Source organism: Pseudomonas sp. KCJK9111 (genome assembly GCF_046231935.1).
Taxonomy (GTDB): Bacteria; Pseudomonadota; Gammaproteobacteria; order Pseudomonadales; family Pseudomonadaceae; genus Aquipseudomonas; species Aquipseudomonas parafulva_B.
The window spans coordinates 44,503-61,531 of sequence record NZ_JBJJMO010000009.1 but is presented as its reverse complement, the minus strand read 5'-3'; the positions used below and the strand labels follow the sequence as shown (position 1 = coordinate 61,531).

Annotated in this window: 15 protein-coding genes; 8 read left to right on the top strand and 7 right to left on the bottom strand. The window is 62.9% G+C overall.

Annotated features, from left to right (window positions below):
• Positions 1-184: 184 nt before the first annotated feature.
• The 4 genes from tpx to ACK59L_RS06055 all read right to left on the bottom strand — a co-directional run bounded on the left by tpx (position 185) and on the right by ACK59L_RS06055 (position 4,802).
• Positions 185-685 carry a thiol peroxidase gene (gene tpx / locus ACK59L_RS06070; RefSeq protein ID WP_409272453.1) on the bottom strand — a complete coding sequence of 167 codons (501 nt, stop codon included), beginning with the start codon at positions 683-685 and terminating at the stop codon, positions 185-187.
• A gap of 153 nt (positions 686-838) precedes the next feature.
• Positions 839-2,119 (bottom strand): serine/threonine transporter, encoded by a 1,281-nt coding sequence (locus ACK59L_RS06065; protein ID WP_409272450.1) that lies wholly within the window; start codon positions 2,117-2,119, stop codon positions 839-841.
• A gap of 312 nt (positions 2,120-2,431) precedes the next feature.
• Complete coding sequence (locus tag ACK59L_RS06060) at positions 2,432-3,628, bottom strand: amino acid aminotransferase (RefSeq protein ID WP_078478532.1); 1,197 nt, start codon at positions 3,626-3,628, stop codon at positions 2,432-2,434.
• A gap of 148 nt (positions 3,629-3,776) precedes the next feature.
• A complete protein-coding gene (locus tag ACK59L_RS06055; protein WP_409272448.1) occupies positions 3,777-4,802 on the bottom strand; it encodes an Ldh family oxidoreductase in 1,026 nt (341 codons plus the stop codon).
• Positions 4,803-5,231: 429 nt separating this feature from the next.
• Between ACK59L_RS06055 and ACK59L_RS06050 the strand changes: the two genes are divergently transcribed.
• From ACK59L_RS06050 to ACK59L_RS06030, 5 genes are all read left to right on the top strand, one after another.
• Positions 5,232-6,041, top strand: coding sequence for a gamma-glutamyl-gamma-aminobutyrate hydrolase family protein (locus ACK59L_RS06050; RefSeq protein WP_409272446.1), 810 nt, complete (start codon positions 5,232-5,234; stop codon positions 6,039-6,041).
• 289 nt (positions 6,042-6,330) lie between these two features.
• The gene (kdgD, locus tag ACK59L_RS06045) at positions 6,331-7,242 is read left to right on the top strand and encodes a 5-dehydro-4-deoxyglucarate dehydratase (RefSeq protein WP_078478530.1); all 912 of its coding nucleotides are present in this window, start codon (positions 6,331-6,333) and stop codon (positions 7,240-7,242) included.
• Positions 7,243-7,344: 102 nt separating this feature from the next.
• Positions 7,345-8,709, top strand: a complete 1,365-nt coding sequence (locus tag ACK59L_RS06040; protein ID WP_058638335.1) for an MFS transporter — start codon at positions 7,345-7,347, stop codon at positions 8,707-8,709.
• Between the two features lie 76 nt (positions 8,710-8,785).
• Positions 8,786-10,339: a galactarate dehydratase gene (gene garD / locus ACK59L_RS06035; protein ID WP_409272443.1), complete on the top strand. Its 1,554-nt coding sequence runs from the start codon at positions 8,786-8,788 to the stop codon at positions 10,337-10,339.
• A 24-nt stretch (positions 10,340-10,363) separates the two neighbouring features.
• Positions 10,364-11,956: an aldehyde dehydrogenase (NADP(+)) gene (locus tag ACK59L_RS06030; RefSeq protein ID WP_058605388.1), complete on the top strand. Its 1,593-nt coding sequence runs from the start codon at positions 10,364-10,366 to the stop codon at positions 11,954-11,956.
• Positions 11,957-12,001: 45 nt separating this feature from the next.
• Here the strand turns inward: ACK59L_RS06030 and ACK59L_RS06025 are convergent, their stop codons facing one another.
• Positions 12,002-12,751: a FadR/GntR family transcriptional regulator gene (locus ACK59L_RS06025; RefSeq protein ID WP_058638384.1), complete on the bottom strand. Its 750-nt coding sequence runs from the start codon at positions 12,749-12,751 to the stop codon at positions 12,002-12,004.
• A gap of 140 nt (positions 12,752-12,891) precedes the next feature.
• Between ACK59L_RS06025 and ACK59L_RS06020 the strand changes: the two genes are divergently transcribed.
• Both ACK59L_RS06020 and ACK59L_RS06015 read left to right on the top strand, forming a co-directional pair.
• Positions 12,892-13,542, top strand: coding sequence for a DUF998 domain-containing protein (locus ACK59L_RS06020; protein ID WP_409272440.1), 651 nt, complete (start codon positions 12,892-12,894; stop codon positions 13,540-13,542).
• Between the two features lie 74 nt (positions 13,543-13,616).
• Entirely contained in the window at positions 13,617-13,946 is a 330-nt protein-coding gene (locus ACK59L_RS06015; RefSeq protein ID WP_182140438.1) for a hypothetical protein, read from the top strand.
• Between the two features lie 137 nt (positions 13,947-14,083).
• Here the strand turns inward: ACK59L_RS06015 and ACK59L_RS06010 are convergent, their stop codons facing one another.
• On the bottom strand, positions 14,084-15,298 hold the full coding sequence (locus ACK59L_RS06010; RefSeq protein WP_409272438.1) for a YeeE/YedE family protein: 1,215 nt from the start codon (positions 15,296-15,298) through the stop codon (positions 14,084-14,086).
• Between the two features lie 135 nt (positions 15,299-15,433).
• Between ACK59L_RS06010 and ACK59L_RS06005 the strand changes: the two genes are divergently transcribed.
• Positions 15,434-16,342, top strand: coding sequence for a LysR family transcriptional regulator (locus ACK59L_RS06005; RefSeq protein ID WP_409272436.1), 909 nt, complete (start codon positions 15,434-15,436; stop codon positions 16,340-16,342).
• On the opposite strand, the gene ACK59L_RS06000 is transcribed toward ACK59L_RS06005, so the two are convergent.
• On the bottom strand, positions 16,327-16,860 hold the full coding sequence (locus ACK59L_RS06000; RefSeq protein ID WP_196135421.1) for a DMT family transporter: 534 nt from the start codon (positions 16,858-16,860) through the stop codon (positions 16,327-16,329). The two genes, ACK59L_RS06005 and ACK59L_RS06000, sit on opposite strands and share 16 nt — an antisense overlap.
• Between the last annotated feature and the right edge of the window lie 169 nt (positions 16,861-17,029).

The following is a 17,029-nucleotide window of genomic DNA, read 5'->3' as shown; positions in this document are numbered from 1 at the left end:
GGAGGGTGAACGATAAGCACTGTCGACGGCCAAGCAAAGCGCCTTTACCAGAGGTTTACCTTTGCCTGACGTTGCCAAGACCCTGAACTTTAAACGAAAACGGCCCGGAAAAGCGTTCCGGGCCGTTACAGGGTATAGCTTGGAGCAATGGGCAGGCGGAAGGTTCGATCCCTACCCGGCGCCGTCACTTCAATGCGGCAAGGGCTGCCTCGTAGTTGGGCTCGTCGCCGATTTCAGCTACCAGCTCGCTGTGCAGCACCTTGTCGTGCTCGTCCAGTACCACGACGGCGCGGGCAGCCAGCCCAGCCAATGGGCCGTCGGCGATGGCCACACCATACTGCTCAAGGAATTCACGGCCACGCAAGGTGGAGAGGTTCTTGACGTTTTCCAGGCCTTCGGCACCGCAGAAGCGAGCCTGGGCAAATGGCAGGTCGGCGGAAACGCACAGTACGACAGTATTGGCCAGGTCATTGGCCTGGGCATTGAACTTGCGCACGGACGTGGCGCAGGTAGGTGTATCGACACTTGGGAAGATGTTCAGCACCTTGCGCTTGCCGGCGAAGTCCTTGAGCGACTTGTCGGCCAGCCCCTCGCCTACCAGGGAAAACGCCGGCGCCTGGGCGCCAACCTGTGGCAGCGAGCCATTGACCTGGACGGGGTTGCCTTTGAGAGTCACTTGAGCCATGACGAAATCCTTGATCTAGGGTTGGGAAAAGGATCAAGAGTTAACCATGAAGGCCAGCATGTGCCTATGGGGCAAGGTGAATTTGTTGCCGGTGAGGCAACGGCCCGCCCTGGCGCACTTGCCGGGCACCGGGGCGGGCCTGCTGCTGCGGGCTTATGCGAACAGGCCGTAGACGACCGAGGTCAGGGCGACCAGGCCGATCAGGGTGACGAACACGTTAGACAGCGCCCCGCTGTACTTGCGCATGGCAGGCACGCGGCGAATGGCATACATGGGCATCAGGAACAGCAATACTGCGATGATCGGGCCGCCGAGGGACTCGATCATGCCCAGGATGCTGGGGTTGAGCGTGGCAACGATCCAGCACACCACCAGCATCAGCGCCGCCACCACGCGGTCCAGGGCCTTGGCACCCGGGCGCGCGCCAGTCTTGGCGATGATACCCTTGAGGCCTTCGCTGGCGCCGATGTAATGGCCCAGGAATGACTTGGCGATAGCGACGAAGGCGATCAAGGGCGCGGCAAAGGCGATGGTCGGGTTGCTGAAATGGTTGGCCAGGTACGACAGGATCGACAGGTTCTGCGCCTTGGCTTCGGCCAGTTGCGCGCTATCGAGGGTCAGCACGCAGCTGAAGACGAAAAACAGCACCATGGCCACCATCAGCAGGTGCGCACGTGCCAGGATCTGGCCGCTGCGGGCGTCGGCATGATCGCCATAGCGGCGTTTCTGGTCGACCGCGAAGGCCGAGATGATGGGGGAATGGTTGAACGAGAACACCATGACCGGGATGGCCAGCCATACCGTGTGCAGGAAGGCCGAACCGCTGGGCACCGTGTGGGCGCTGTCGAGAATACCACCGGTCCAGTGCGGGATCAGGTACAGGCCCAGCAGCGCCAGGGCCACGATGAATGGATAGACCAACAGGCTCATGACCTTGACGGTGGCCTGTTCGCCGCAGCGTACGATCGCGAGCAGGCCCAGGATCAGCACGAATGACAGCAGCGCACGGGATGGAGGCGCGATGTGCAGCTGGTGCTCCATGAAGCTGCTGACGGTATTGGTCAGGGCCACACTGTAAATGAGCAGGATGGGGAAGATGGCAAAGAAGTACAGGACTGTGATCAAGGCGCCAGCCTTGATGCCGAAGTGTTGTTCGACCACGTCGGTGATGTCTGCCCCTTCGCGCCCCGAAAGCACGAACCGGGTCAGCCCGCGGTGGGCGTAGTACGTCATCGGGAAGGCCAGCACCGCCAGCACCAGCAACGGCCAGAACCCGCCAAGGCCGGCATTGATCGGCAGGAAAAGCGTACCTGCCCCAATGGCGGTGCCAAATAGGCCGAGCATCCAGGTGGTGTCCTGCCGGGCCCATTTGCCGAGGCTGGCGGCGGTCGTTTGTTCGTAACGCTGTTCTACGCTTGAGGCCTGCTCATTCATCCGGGTGACGCTCCACTCGCAAGACTGCAACAGGCTGAGAATGACGAAGCATTGGCTACGCCCTACTCAACCGGAAAAAGAGGGGCGCGATTGTGCACGGAAAGGTTGCACTTGCGAAGCCTTTTTCGGAGGGGCGGTTGCACTTGTCTGTACAAGCGGTAGGTGCAGCCGGGCGGCCCAGCGCGCTGCGCGTGGAGAAGGCCCTGGCTGGCACAGGCGTCCGTGGGGACGGGATGGGAGATGGAAAGGCAATCGCCGAAGCCACAGGGCGGCCTCGGCGAGGGTTGCTGCAAAACGTCAAGCCTGGGGTGCTTACTGATGTACAGCCGCGAAGGCCTCGGCAACCCGCTGCAGGTTCGCCGGCCGCAGGCCTGACATGCACACGCGGCCACTGTCGATCAGGTAAACGCCAAACTCATCGCGCAAACGGCGCACCTGCTCCACGCTAAAGCCGGTGTAACTGAACATGCCCCGCTGGCGCAGCAGGAACTGGAAATCACGCCCCGGCAGCAGCACACCCAGCGCATCGACCAGCGCCTGGCGCATGTCCAGGATGCGGGTGCGCATCACCTCTACTTCCGCAGCCCACTGGGCATTGAGGGCGGGATCGTTGAGCACGCCTGCGACCAGTTGGGCGCCGAAGTTGGGCGGGCTGGAATAATTCCGGCGCACGGTGGCCTTCAGCTGGCCGAGCACGCTCTGCGCCGTGGCTGCATCGTCGCAAACCACCGACAGGCCGCCCACACGCTCCCCATACAGGGAGAAGATCTTGGAGAACGAGTTGCTGACCAGGCATGGCACGCCTGCGCTGGCCATCTCGCGGATGGCGAACACGTCTTCGACCAGACCCTGGGCAAACCCTTGGTAGGCGATGTCCAGGAAGGCGATCAACTGGCGGGCCTTGACCACCTCTACCACTTGCTGCCACTGGCCCTGATCCAGGTCGGCACCCGTCGGGTTGTGGCAGCAGGGGTGCAGCAGCACCACACTGTTGGCAGGCAAAGTGTGCAACGTGGCAAGCATGCCCTCGAAGTCCACGCCACGGGTGGCCTGGTCGAAGTACGGGTAGGTGTTAACGGTGAAGCCTGCACCCTCGAAGATGGCGCGATGGTTGTCCCAGGTGGGGTTGCTGACCCAGACTTGCGCCTGCGGGAAATAACGCTTGAGGAAGTCGGCACCGACCTTCAGGGCCCCGGAACCACCGACCGTCTGCACCGTCGCCACGCGACCGCCAGCAACCGCCGGATGGTCGGCACCGAACAGCAGGGCCTGAATGGCCTGGCGGTAGCTGGCAAGGCCTTCCATCGGCAGGTACAGCGAAGCATCGTGATCCTGACCTGCGATGCGCTTTTCCACTGCATCCACTGCAGCGAGCTGCGGCACTACTCCGGCTTCGTCGTAGTACAGGCCGATGCTCAGGTTGACTTTGTCGGCGCGCGGATCGGCCTTGAAGGTTTCCATCAACGAGAGGATCGGGTCGCCGGCGTAGGCTTCGACATGTTTGAACACAGCGTGCAGCTCCTTGGGATCAGGACGAGTCAAAAAGGCAGCCAAGAGCATACCCGTACTGGCTGGGAATGGGCACCAACTATCGTGCAAGGGGGATATGCAACACTGCATGATCGGGCGCGGGTCCGCCTACCCTGCCCGGCCGCGATCAGGTGAGCAGATCGCGCAACGCCTGCAGGGCACTGGCGGTGATCGCCACCCCTTCGCGCTGCGCCCGTTCACGCTCCAAGTGCCGCCGCGCACCTGGCATGCGGCTGACACCGGCCGCCTCCATTTGCTCCAGCAGCAGGCGACTGCGCTGGGCGAACCGTTGACCTTGTGCAACCTGCGGGTCGATGACGATCAGCAACTGCCCCGTCCACGGCGTCTTGGCCCCGGGATGGCCGGACCAGTCGAACTCCCACGAAAAATGCCCGCCGGTGAGTGCAGCTGCCAGCAGCTCTACCATCATCGACAGGGCTGAGCCCTTGTGCCCGCCGAACGGAAGCAGGGCACCGCCGTCCAGGATCTTGGCCGGGTCCTGAGTCACCTGGCCCTGCCCGTCCACGCCTACCCCCAGGGCCACTGCCTCCCCGGCGCGGGCTGCCAACTGCACATCGCCATGGGCCATCGCGCTGGTCGCCATGTCGAATACGATGGGCGGATGCCCTTCGCAGGGCGCAGCGAAGGCGATCGGGTTGGTCCCGAATACCGGCTTGCGTGCACCGTGCGGTACGACGCAGGTCATGCTGTTGACCACGCTCAGGGCAACCAGGCCCTGTTCGGCGAACGGCTCCACGTCCGGCCACAATGCGGCGAAATGGTGGGAATTGTGGATGGCCAGCACTGCGATCCCAGCAGCGCGCACCTTGGCTACCAACAAGTCCCGGGCAGCCGCCAGTGCAGGCTGCGCAAAACCACCCCGCGCATCGACGCTGATATAGCCGGCCGCCAGATCACTGACCTCGGGCGCAGCCTTGCCATCTACCCAACCGCTGGCCAAGGTCGAGACGTAGCCGGGCATGCGGAACACGCCATGGCTATGGGCGCCATCCCGCTCGGCGCTGGCACAGTTGGCGGCCAGTACCCGAGCCACTGCCGGCGTGCAGCCATGACGTTCGAAGATCGACTCAAGCAAGGCTTTGAGCTCAGCAAAGGGAACATGCACGACGGGTTCGCGGGTGGGAATGGCCATCAAAAATATCCTTCTTCTGATCATGGAGGGTTGAGCTGCGCCGCAACAGCTCAGCAGACTAACCCACGCATGCGGGCAGGACCACGCGATCCGGCCAGGTCAGCCGCAAAGCCTGACCGTGCAGCCCATGGAACCCTTGAATCATTGCGCCGCTGCAATGAGTCGACTGCGTCGTTAAGTATTATTGACCACCATCCCAATCAAACCCGCACCGGCGCTGCCTTGCAGCCCGCCCGCCCCCGTAATTGGGGCCTGGGAGCCGGCTGCAGCCGTTTGACATATCAAACGGCTCTGGCAATCTAACACCAAGTCCCGACCGACATCGTCGACGCCGACGAGTCGGCAGTGCTCGGGGCTCCAGGTTGCACCAGCGCCGCGCGCCTTGCACCTGCACAACAACGACAGGTTCAACCTGTCCCAAGGTGACATATGTCCAACAGCAACATTGGCAACAAGCAACCTTCCCTGCGCAAACCCATCGTTCTGATGACCATGGGTACTCAAGAGCGCAAAGGCCATGACTACCAGGTCATGACACACAAATACATCACCCCGCTGGTCGACTTCGCCGATTGCGTCCCGGTCCTGGTGCCCACCTGCTGTGGCTCCGAGGCACTGGAGACCTACCTGGACATGGCCGACGGCGTGTACTTGACGGGTGCGGGCAGCAACATCGACCCAGCGCTGTATGGCCAGGAGAACGAGACCCCGGGCAAGGGCCAGGACAAGAACCGCGACCTGTTCGACATTCCGCTGGTCAAGGCCGCAATCAAGCGCGGCCTGCCCATCTTCGGCGTGTGCCGGGGCATGCAGGAAATCAACGTGGCGCTGGGCGGGGACATCTACCAGAAGGTCTACGCCGAGCCTGGCTTCAATGATCACCGCGAAAACCCCGAAGACCCTGTCGAGGTGCAGTACGCGCAGGCCCACAGCGTGAAGATCAAGCCCGGTAGCTGGCTGCGCGACACCCTTGGCACGGATGAGATTCGCGTCAACTCCCTGCACGGCCAAGGGCTGCGCAACCTGGGCCAGGGCATCGAAGCTATTGCCCACGCCGAAGACGGGCTCGTCGAGGCCATTCATGCCCCGAGCCTTTCGCCCTTCCTCTTTGCCGTGCAATGGCACCCAGAGTGGCAAGCTGCCAAGAATCCTGATTCGATCAAGATCTTCCAGGCGTTTGGCGATGCGTGTAGAGCGCACGTTCGCAAGGTACAGGGCAAGCCTCAACAGGCTGCCTGACCACTCGCACGCAATGCGAGCAGTAAAGCATGGGGCGGCGCAAGGCCGCCCCAGTCGTTTGTCGATGCAACTGCCCGACCCTAGAGATACGATGACCTGACAGCAGAAGCCGCTGTCCACGGCCCCTGCCGCACGCTATCACCCCGCCATGGCGAGTCATCAACGCCACCCTGAAATCAACGCGACCAAAAAAACCTTAATAAGGGACTGGCCTTGAAAGAGGTTGTACGATAACTTACCTCACACACACCGCATCACTCCCACCCCCTGCGTCTGGATGCCTATAACAATGAACCCACAAGAACTGAAATCCATCCTCTCCCACGGCTTGCTGTCGTTTCCTGTCACTGACTTCGATGCGCAGGGCGATTTCAATCAGGCCGGCTACATCAAACGCCTGGAATGGTTGGCCCCATACGGCGCAAGTGCGCTGTTCGCCGCCGGGGGTACGGGCGAATTCTTCTCCCTGGCTGCCAGCGAATACAGCCAGGTCATCAAGACAGCAGTGGACACCTGCGCCACGTCGGTACCTATCCTGGCGGGCGTTGGTGGTGCAACCCGCCAGGCCATCGAGTATGCGCAGCAAGCCGAGCGCCTGGGTGCCAAGGGGTTGCTGTTGCTGCCGCACTACCTCACCGAAGCCAGCCAGGATGGTGTCGCCGCCCATGTAGAGGCCGTGTGCCAGTCGGTCAACATCGGGGTGGTGGTCTATAACCGCAACGTCTGTCGCCTCAACGCCACCTTGCTCGAACAATTGGCCGAGCGGTGCCCGAACCTGATCGGCTACAAGGACGGCCTGGGTGACATTGAACTGATGGTGTCGATCCGCCGCCGGCTGGGAGAGCGTTTCAGCTACCTGGGCGGGCTACCGACTGCCGAGGTTTACGCTGCGGCGTACAAAGCACTGGGCGTGCCGGTGTATTCATCCGCGGTATTCAACTTCATCCCCAAGACCGCCATGGACTTCTACCACGCCATTGCCCGGGACGATCATGCCACCGTGGCCAAGCTGATCGACGACTTCTTCCTGCCCTACCTGGACATTCGTAACCGCAAGGCCGGTTACGCCGTCAGCATCGTCAAGGCGGGCGCCCGCATTGCCGGCCATGATGCAGGCCCGGTTCGTGCGCCACTGACCGACCTGAGCCCCGATGAGTACGAAATGCTTGCCGCCCTGATGGACAAGATGGGGCCGCAGTAAACCCTCGCGGCGCCTGCCAGCGCCGCGCCCGGAGTGGGCTCGTCTTACTCCGGCATAAATCGAAGACCCCGCACAACAATAACTAGTGGGAGTACTACCAGCATGCAAGCGACGAAGAAAACGCATGTGCGCTACCTGATCCTGTTCATGCTGTTCGTGGTGACCACGATCAACTACGCCGACCGCGCAACCATCGCCATCGCAGGTTCGAGCCTGCAAAAGGACCTGGGCATCGACGCCGTCACCCTGGGCTACATATTCTCGGCCTTCGGCTGGGCCTATGTGGCCGGACAGATTCCCGGCGGATGGTTGCTCGATCGCTTCGGCTCAAAAAACGTATATGCATTCAGCATCTTCACCTGGTCACTGTTCACCTTGCTGCAAGGCTTCGTCGGCGGCCTGCCGGTGGCCTGGGCAGTGGTCACTCTGTTTACCCTGCGTTTTCTGGTCGGCTTTGCCGAAGCGCCGTCGTTCCCCGGCAACGCCCGCATCGTCGCCGCCTGGTTTCCGACCCAGGAGCGCGGTACTGCCTCGGCGATCTTCAACTCGGCGCAGTATTTCGCCACTGCCCTGTTCGCACCGCTGATGGGCTGGATCGTGTTCAGCTTCGGCTGGGAGCATGTGTTCGTGGTCATGGGCGTGCTGGGCATCCTCTTCTCGATCATATGGCTCAAGACCATCTACAACCCCCGCCAGCACCCGCGTATCAGCCCCGCCGAGCTTGAACACATCGAGCAGAACGGCGGCTTGGTGGACATGGACCACAAGCGCGGCAACGACGGGCCCAAGTGGGGCTACATCAAGCAATTGCTGACCAGCCGCATGCTCCTGGGTGTGTACCTTGGCCAGTACTGCATCAACGCCATCACCTACTTCTTCCTGACCTGGTTCCCGGTGTACCTGGTCCAGGAACGGGGCATGACCATCCTCAAAGCAGGGTTCATCGCTTCGCTGCCAGCCATCTGTGGCTTCATCGGTGGGGTACTGGGCGGCGTGATCTCGGACTGGCTGCTGCGCCGCGGCCATTCGCTGACCTTCTCGCGCAAACTGCCCATCGTGTGCGGCCTGATGTTGTCCACCACCATGGTGTTCTGCAACTACGTCGATGCCGAATGGATGGTGGTGGGCTTCATGACCCTCGCTTTCTTCGGCAAAGGCATAGGTGCGCTGGGCTGGGCAGTGGTGGCCGACACCTCGCCCAAGCAGATCGCCGGCCTGTCCGGCGGGCTGTTCAATACCTTCGGCAACATCGCCTCGATCACAACGCCGATCGTGATTGGCTACATCATCAGCGCCACCGGCTCGTTCAAGTGGGCGCTGGTCTATGTGGGCGCCAACGCGCTGGTGGCAGTACTGAGCTACCTGGTGATCGTCGGCCCCATCAAGCGAATCGAGCTGCGCGAAGAGTCGCCTGAGTCCAAGCCGGCGTCAGTGCCGGATGCCCAGCTTGCCAGCCCGCGTCACTGATTGAGCACGTGCGCACGGACTAGCCGGTGCGCACGCACGTACAAAAGCCTGAGAACCTGAACAATAGGGCCCGAACATGCAGCTGATCGAACATTCCGAATCGCCGCGCTACATCCGCCTGCACGAGGACGACAATGTCGTGGTGGTGGTCAACGACGGCGGCCTGGGCGAAGGGGCCCGGTTCGTCGACGGGCTGACCCTGGTAGAAGACGTGCCGCAGAGCCACAAGGTGGCCACCGTGCCTATCCTCAAGGGCCAAGCGGTACGACGCTATGGCCAGGTGATCGGTTATGCCCTTGAGGACCTGCGCCAGGGCAGTTGGGTGCAGGAGGGGCAGCTGGCCATGCCCGCCCCGCCTGAGCTGGACAATCTGCCATGCTGCGACGCAGTTCCCCAGCCGCAACCGCCGCTGCAGGGCCATACCTTCGAAGGCTATCGCAATGCCGACGGCACGGTTGGCACTCGCAATATCCTGGGGATCACCACCACCGTGCAATGCGTCACTGGGGTGCTGGAGCATGCCGTCAAGCGCATCCGCCACGAGCTGCTGCCGCGCTATCGGAATGTGGACGATGTGGTCGCCCTCACCCACAGCTACGGCTGCGGCGTGGCCATCAATGCCCGCGATGCCTATATCCCCATCCGCACCGTGCGCAACCTGGCGCGCAACCCCAACCTGGGTGGCGAAGCGCTGGTCATCAGCCTGGGTTGTGAAAAGCTGCAGGCCAGCCAGGTGATGCACGACGACGACCCCTCGGTCGACCTCAGCGAGCCCTGGCTATACCGCCTGCAGGACGCAAGCCTGGGCTTCACTGAGATGATCGAGCAGATCATGGCCCTGGCCGAAACCCGCCTGAAGAAACTCGACAAGCGCAGGCGCGAGACCGTGCCGGCCAGTGAGTTGATCCTGGGCATGCAGTGCGGCGGCAGCGATGCCTTCTCGGGCATCACCGCCAACCCGGCACTTGGCTACGCGGCAGACCTGCTCGTGCGGGCCGGTGCAACGGTGCTGTTCTCGGAAGTGACCGAGGTGCGCGACGCCATCTACATGCTTACCTCCCGCGCCCAGGACCGGCAGGTGGCCGATGCGCTGGTACGCGAAATGGACTGGTACGACCGCTACCTGCACCAGGGCGCTGCCGATCGCAGCGCCAATACCACGCCAGGCAACAAGAAAGGCGGCTTGTCGAACATTGTCGAGAAAGCACTGGGGTCGATCGTCAAGTCAGGCAGCGGCGCCATTCAAGGTGTGCTCGGGCCAGGGGAACGGGTAAGCGGTAAGGGGCTTATCTTCTGTGCCACCCCTGCCAGCGACTTCGTCTGCGGCACCCTGCAGCTGGCCGCCGGGATGAACCTGCATGTGTTCACTACCGGCCGCGGTACGCCCTATGGCCTGGCGATGGCGCCGGTAGTGAAGGTATGCACCCGCACCGAGCTGGCGCAGCGCTGGCCCGACCTCATCGACATCGACGCCGGGCGCATCGCCACGGGCCGCAGCACCATCGAAGAGCTGGGCTGGGAGCTGTTCCACTACTACCTGGACGTGGCCAGCGGGCGCAAACACACCTGGGCCGAGCAACACCGCCTGCATAACGACATCACCCTGTTCAATCCCGCACCCATTACCTGATCCCTTGTCCCTGAGGAGTTCCAGATGCCAGAGATTCTTGGCCACAACTTCATCGCCAGCCAGCGCAGCGCAGCCGGCACGCAGCGCCTGCAAAGCCTGGATGCCACCACTGGCGAGCCCCTGCCCTATAGCTTCGCACAAGCCACCGAGCGCGAGGTGGCCGAGGCGGCCGAGGCCGCACAGGCCGCCTTCGCAGGGTTTCGTCAATTGCCACCGGCACGTCGCGCCGAGTTTCTGGACGCCATTGCCGCGGAGCTCGATGCGCTCGACGATGCCTTCGTGGCGATCGTCTGCCGTGAAACCGCCTTACCGACAGCTCGGATCCAGGGTGAGCGCGGCAGGACCAGCGGTCAGATGCGCCTGTTTGCTCAGGTGCTGCGCCGAGGCGACTATCTGGGTGCGCGTATCGACCTGGCCCAACCGGACCGTCAGCCGCTGCCGCGGGTGGACCTGCGACAGATGCGCATCGGCGTTGGTCCTGTAGCGGTGTTCGGCGCGAGCAACTTCCCCCTGGCCTTCTCTACCGCCGGTGGTGACACCGCTGCTGCACTGGCTGCCGGTTGCCCGGTGGTATTCAAGGCGCACAGCGGCCATATGGCCACCGCCGACCTGGTCGGTTGTGCCATCGAACGCGCGGCCGCCCGTACCGGCATGCCCAAAGGTGTGTTCAACATGGTGTTCGGGGCAGGCGTGGGTGAGCCATTGGTCAAGCATCCGGCCATCCAGGCAGTGGGTTTCACCGGCTCGCTCAAAGGTGGCGATGCCCTGTGCCGCATGGCCGCTGAGCGCCCCCAGCCGATCCCGGTGTTTGCCGAAATGTCGAGCATCAACCCGGTGATTGTCCTGCCCGGGGCGCTGGCCAAGCGCGGCGAAGCCATCGCGCGTGAACTGGCAGGCTCCGTTTGCATGGGGGCTGGGCAGTTCTGCACCAACCCGGGGTTGGTGATAGGCCTGCAATCGCCCGCTTTCAGCCAACTCCTCGAAGACTTGGGCACCCATCTGGACCAACAGGCCGGCCAGACCATGCTCAATGCAGGTGGCCTGCGAAGCTATGTCAGTGGGCTGGATCACCTTCACGCCCATGACGGCATCGTGCACCTGGCCGGCCAGCCGCAGACAGGCCCCCAGGCACGTGCACAACTATTCAAGGCCGAGGCCCGCCTGCTGGTGGCGTCTGACCCGCTTTTGCAGGAAGAAGTCTTCGGTCCGACGACAGTAGCGGTGCAAGCGCGCGACGAGGAACAACTGCGCAGCGCCCTGCAGGGCCTGAGAGGCCAACTGACCGCGACGCTGATCGGCGAGCCGGAAGACTTTGCTGCGTTCGCCTGGTTGGTACCGCTGCTGGAGGAAAAGGTCGGCCGCATCCTGGTCAACGGCTATCCAACAGGTGTGGAGGTATGCGATGCCATGGTCCACGGCGGCCCGTACCCCGCCACCTCGGACGCTCGGGGCACGTCTGTCGGCACGTTGGCCATCGACCGATTCCTGCGGCCGGTGTGCTACCAGAACTACCCCCAGGCGCTGCTGCCCGAGCCGCTGCGCGACAGCAATCCGCTGGGGTTGCGCCGGTTGGTCAATGGCCAGTGGAGTGAAGAAGCGCTCCAAGGTAGATCTTGAGTCGTTAGCCGGGATGAGAGTCATCCGGAGGCTGGGGCGGTTAGGTCACGCCCCGCTCACCTGCGCCCGCTCATGGGCTTGGCGCAGCCGCTCCCGGCTGTTGCTCAGGTGCATGCGCATGGCCATCTTCGCCCCTTCACTGTCCTGGCGAGCAATCGCCTCATAGATCGCTTCGTGCTCATGCATCAACCGGCTCATGTAGTGGGGCTGGTCGTCGTGGGCCAGGCGAGCAGAGTTGAGGCGGGTTCGAGGGATGATGCTGGTGCCCAGGTGGTTGATGATGTCGGCGAAATAGTGATTACCGCTGGCCTGGGCGATGCGCAGGTGGAATTGAAAGTCCGCGGACACTGCGTCGGTAGCATGGGCTGCTTGTTCATTTAGCTCATCGAGCGCTGCGCGCATCCCGGCCAGCTCTTCATCGCTGCGTCGCTGAGCCGCCAGGCTGGCCGATTCGATTTCGAGGGCGATGCGCAGCTCCAGTACCGCAAGTACTTCGCGCAGCGTCACCACCGTGGCCGGATCGATGCGCAGCCCCCCGACCGGCGGAGCGTCCAGCACGAAGGTACCGATACCGTGACGGGTCTCCACCTGCCCGGCGGCTTGCAAGCGCGAGATCGCCTCACGCACGACCGTGCGGCTGACCCCTTCCTCAGCCATGATCTGCGATTCGGTCGGCAGCTTGTCACCGCGCTTGAGTTGACCACTGCGGATGCGTTCGGTCAGCACGGTGACCAGTTCCTGGGCCAGGCTGCGCGGCTTGCGCCTGGCCCGTGGCGGTGGTTGTAGATCTGACATGCCCTGTGCTTCACCTTGAAAGACAGCCGCCATGATAGCGCAGGCAGTTGTACGATCACATACGGCTGCAACGCTATCGGTGCTGGCACTATCACCACAGCGTTTGTTAAGGTCCGGGCTTTCCACGGAAGGATGCCTGCATGAAATTGCTCGATCGATCACTGCTCAGCTGTGGCTTGCTCATTCCATTGTGGCTAGCTCTGGGCGTCACGCTGACCGCCATGGCCTACCCCGGCTACGATCATCTGCAATTGGCCATGAGCCAGCTTGGCGCCGTCGGTGCCCCAACCCATCATCTTTCCCCGCTGGTGAACAATTTCCCATTAGCGTTACTGTTCGCCTTGTTCGCCTGGGGCATTGCCCGGCGCTGGCGCGGCTCCCGGCTGGCCATGGTCAGTGCAGCGCTGTTGTTGCTGCACGCCGTTGGCAGCTTGGGCACGGGATGGTTCGCCTGCGACCAGGGCTGCGCGCCTGAACAGCCTTCCACGTCGCAGCAGTTGCACAACCTGTCCGGGCTGTTGATGTTCATATCCTTGACCGTCGCCAGTGCCCTGTGGATCTGGCTTGGCGCCCGCATCGCGCACTCGCGCGCCCTGGCGGTCTTCTCGCTGGCCTGTACCCTTGGGGCACTTGTCACAGTCGGGTTCATGGGCCAGGCCATGCAGAGCGGCGAATTGTTCGGGCTTTACCAGCGCCTCAATTATGGGGTGGGCGTGCTGTGGGTAGCGGCTATTGCCTGGTACAGCCTGCGCGAACATGCCAGCACAGACGCCAGAGCTGCGCTGGCCTGAAGGCAAACTGCTGGCCCCCGGCTTTGGAAGGAGGAGGCAAACTTCCTTCTCCTTCAGAAGCTTAGGACAGGAACATGCGAGTAATTCTAGCAATCACGACGGGCTGCCTGCTGGCTACGGCAGGTATCAGCGCCAGCGCCCGACCTTTGACTCAGAACGATCGCCAAGCCTGCAAGTGGGGCGCGCAGATTGCAGCCCAGGCCCAGCAGGCCAAGCTGTCTGGGGTCACGCTGTATACCGCACGCAAGAAGCTGCAGGCACGCAAGTTTGCCAAGCCGTGGATGCGCATGACCGCCTTCGGCATCACCGAGCAGACGTATAACAGTCGCTCGAGGCTCTCACCTGCTGCCATCAGCAAAACCTATCAGGAGCAATGTGTGCAACATGCGCTGGCACGCAGATAGCTATACATATCAATTAGTTACTAAACATAGTTGATAAAAATTATTAGCAACTAAACCCCTCCCGCCATGCTTTGTTCAGCCATATCGAGCCTTGCGTTGAATGGCCCAGTCGGGAATCAACGGGCCAGCCCTTCGCGTTAACAGCCGGTCAAGGTCGTCGCGCGACGCTCCCCTGCAAAGAACGCAGGGCGCAGCCGCACCCCGATCACGTTGCCCAGGTAGGCGGCGATCAGCCATAGCCAGCCGTGCACGCTCCCTGAAGCGATGCCGCTGAAATAAGCGCCGATATTGCAGCCGTAGGCCAGGCGCGAACCGTAGCCCAGCAACAGGCCGCCGATGACGGCGGCGATCAATGACGGCAGCGGGATCTTCAGGCTTGGCGCAAAACGCCCGGCAAGGCCTGCTGCAAGCAACGCCCCCAGCACGATGCCCAGGTCCATGACGGTGGTCACATCCTGCCAGACCGGCGAAGCCAAGGCTTTGGCATTTGCCGGTGCCTGCCAGAACACCCAGCTGCTCACCTGAACACCCAGGCTGTCCAGCACCTTGGCGCCCCATAAGGCGAAGGCCGAGGTGATGCCCCAGGGCCGTCCAGCCAAGGCCAGGGTGGCATAGTTGAGCACGGCCAACGCGACGGCGCCCCAGAGCAACGGCCAGGGGCCTCGCACAAAGCGTTGCAGACCTGCCCGGTCATGCTGCTCGGGCTGTTCAAGCCTGCCGTGGCGGCGCTTTTCCAGGTGCACAGTGACCCAGGCGATCAGGCCGAACACGCCCAGGCTCACCACCAAGGCAGGTACCAGTCCCCATGCCTGCACGATTGAGGTCGCGGGCAAGGATGGCAAGGCAAACCACCAGTCGGCGTGGTGCGTGGCGGTCACGGAACCGATGATGAAGAACAGCAGGGTTACCAGCATGCGGGCATTGCCGCCGCCAACGGTGAACAAGGTGCCCGACGCGCAGCCGCCCCCCAGTTGCATGCCGATGCCGAAGATGAAAGCCCCGAACACGACGGACACCCCGGCCGGTGCCACAAGGCCCGTCACGGGGGTGCCGAACAGGTTACCGGCCGCAAGCGCCGGGAAGAACAGCAGTACAGCCAGCGCCAGCATGACCATCTGCGCACGCAAGCCGGCACCACGCCGCTCATTGATGAACACGCGCCAGGCAGAGGTGAAGCCGAAGGCGGCGTGATACAACGTCAGGCCCAGCGCAGCCCCAAGCAGCAGAAGCAGGACCTGCCTGAAGCCTGCATTGACATCCAGGAACCAGGCGCCAGCTATCAGTAGACCCAAGGCGACAAGGGGTGCGCCCAGACGGCGCGGTTCAGGTGAAACGGTAGCGGAAAGACCCATCGAAATACTCGGAAAAAATCGAACAGGTGCGCAGTATAACGGCAACCACCGGTGAGGTCGTGTAGTGCCGCCAGCGTTGCAGGCGCGCATTTGTTAGGCTTGGCCCCTGCCCCCTTACGGATCAGACGCCCGAACATGGATCAATTGCGCCGAATCGACCTGAACCTGCTGCTGGCCCTGCACGCCCTGCTTACCGAGCGGCATGTAACACGCGCTGCCATTCGCCTGCACCGCAGTCAGCCGGCCGTCAGCCATGCGCTGGCGCAGTTGCGCGAGCATTTCGATGATCCTCTGCTGGTACGTCAGGGTGGCACAATGACGCTCACCGCGCGGGCTCAGGCGTTGGCCCAACCGCTGGAGGACGCCTTGGCCAATCTGGAGGGGCTGCTGAGCACGCCGCAATTCGACGCTACGCAGGCCCGGCGACGCTTCCGTCTCTCGCTGTCGGACTATGCAGCACGGATCATCCTGCCACCTCTGCTGCGCCATGTGCGGCGCGTTGCCCCGGGCATCGACCTGGCGGTCAGCCAGGCCAGTCGCGAGGCAATGGTGGCACAGTTGCTCGATGGCGAGCTGGATCTGGCACTGGGGGTCTTTCCGGAATTACCTCAAGGCATCACCGCCCAGTCACTGTTTGCCGATCGCTTCGTAAGCGTGGCTGACCATCAGACGCTGCCGGCCACGGGCGAATTGAGCTTGAGCCAGTGGTTGGCGCGCCCCCATGTGCTGGTGGCTACGCGCCCCGACGCCTTCGATGAGATTGACCGTGCACTGGCCTCCCAAGGTCAGCGCCGGCACATTGCCCTGGCGCTGCCGCACTGGAGCGCAGCCGTAGAAGTCGTGAAAGATACCGACCTGATTCTGACCGTAGCGCGACGGGCCCTCGCCCCGCTGCCTGCCCATGGGGGGCTGCGCGAATTTGTCCCCCCGCTGCCTTTGGACAGCATCGATTACCGGCAAGCCTGGCACAGCCGCAAGCAGGATGATGCGGGGCATCGCTGGCTGCGCGAGACGGTGCTGGCATGCTGTCAGCCAGAGGTATGATCGTGGCTTGAGCGCTCCACCGCGGGCTCGCTTTTGCTGGGGGTACTGGTGGCCCACTGACCCTGCACCAACCACACGCCGGCCAGGATCATCACAAGCCCGAAAATTCGCGCCAGCCCCAGGGGCCTGCCAGGCAGGTTCATGATGGCAAAATGATCAGCAACCACCGCCGTAACGATCTGCCCTGCCACCACCAGCACCAGAAAGCCTGCCGCTCCAAGCTTGGGCGTCAGCGCCGCCGCCCCTGCCACATACAGGGCGCCCAGCACACCGCCGATCCAGAGCCACCATGGCCCCTGCAGCGCCCTGCCGATGTCAGGCGCAGGTACCCGCAACACCAGCAGCGCGGCAATGACAACCACGGCGCTGACGGCAAGCGATGCGAAGGCGCCCCACAGCCAGTGGCCAAGGGCCCTGCCCGCTGCGGCATTGCCTGCCGCTTGAAACGGCAGAACCGCGCCTGCAATCAATGCCAAAACAATGGGTAACAGCACTATCATCAGGGATTTACTGAACATGACCGTTCTCGCTAAACAGGACGGGGTTCAGCATGAGGCTATTGACGCCTCGCATGGAAATCGAAAGCTGAGATGGAAACTATTCGTGTGGCGAATAGCGAATCTGCGTGGCTACGCCAAGGCGTAATAGCCGTGATCCTAGAGAGTAAGCCACAGGGGCGGACAGTTC

What these genes read in the sequence shown, in the direction of transcription:
- ACK59L_RS06025 (WP_058638384.1), bottom strand. Translation starts at nt 12,751, where the DNA reads ATGTCAGATCTACAACCACCGCCACGGGCCAGGCGCAAGCCGCGCAGC.
- ACK59L_RS06020 (WP_409272440.1), top strand. Translation starts at nt 12,892, where the DNA reads ATGAAATTGCTCGATCGATCACTGCTCAGCTGTGGCTTGCTCATTCCA.
- tpx (WP_409272453.1), bottom strand. Translation starts at nt 685, where the DNA reads ATGGCTCAAGTGACTCTCAAAGGCAACCCCGTCCAGGTCAATGGCTCG.
- ACK59L_RS06050 (WP_409272446.1), top strand. Translation starts at nt 5,232, where the DNA reads ATGTCCAACAGCAACATTGGCAACAAGCAACCTTCCCTGCGCAAACCC.
- ACK59L_RS06065 (WP_409272450.1), bottom strand. Translation starts at nt 2,119, where the DNA reads ATGAATGAGCAGGCCTCAAGCGTAGAACAGCGTTACGAACAAACGACC.
- garD (WP_409272443.1), top strand. Translation starts at nt 8,786, where the DNA reads ATGCAGCTGATCGAACATTCCGAATCGCCGCGCTACATCCGCCTGCAC.
- ACK59L_RS06030 (WP_058605388.1), top strand. Translation starts at nt 10,364, where the DNA reads ATGCCAGAGATTCTTGGCCACAACTTCATCGCCAGCCAGCGCAGCGCA.
- ACK59L_RS06040 (WP_058638335.1), top strand. Translation starts at nt 7,345, where the DNA reads ATGCAAGCGACGAAGAAAACGCATGTGCGCTACCTGATCCTGTTCATG.
- kdgD (WP_078478530.1), top strand. Translation starts at nt 6,331, where the DNA reads ATGAACCCACAAGAACTGAAATCCATCCTCTCCCACGGCTTGCTGTCG.
- ACK59L_RS06010 (WP_409272438.1), bottom strand. Translation starts at nt 15,298, where the DNA reads ATGGGTCTTTCCGCTACCGTTTCACCTGAACCGCGCCGTCTGGGCGCA.
- ACK59L_RS06055 (WP_409272448.1), bottom strand. Translation starts at nt 4,802, where the DNA reads ATGGCCATTCCCACCCGCGAACCCGTCGTGCATGTTCCCTTTGCTGAG.
- ACK59L_RS06015 (WP_182140438.1), top strand. Translation starts at nt 13,617, where the DNA reads ATGCGAGTAATTCTAGCAATCACGACGGGCTGCCTGCTGGCTACGGCA.
- ACK59L_RS06005 (WP_409272436.1), top strand. Translation starts at nt 15,434, where the DNA reads ATGGATCAATTGCGCCGAATCGACCTGAACCTGCTGCTGGCCCTGCAC.
- ACK59L_RS06000 (WP_196135421.1), bottom strand. Translation starts at nt 16,860, where the DNA reads ATGTTCAGTAAATCCCTGATGATAGTGCTGTTACCCATTGTTTTGGCA.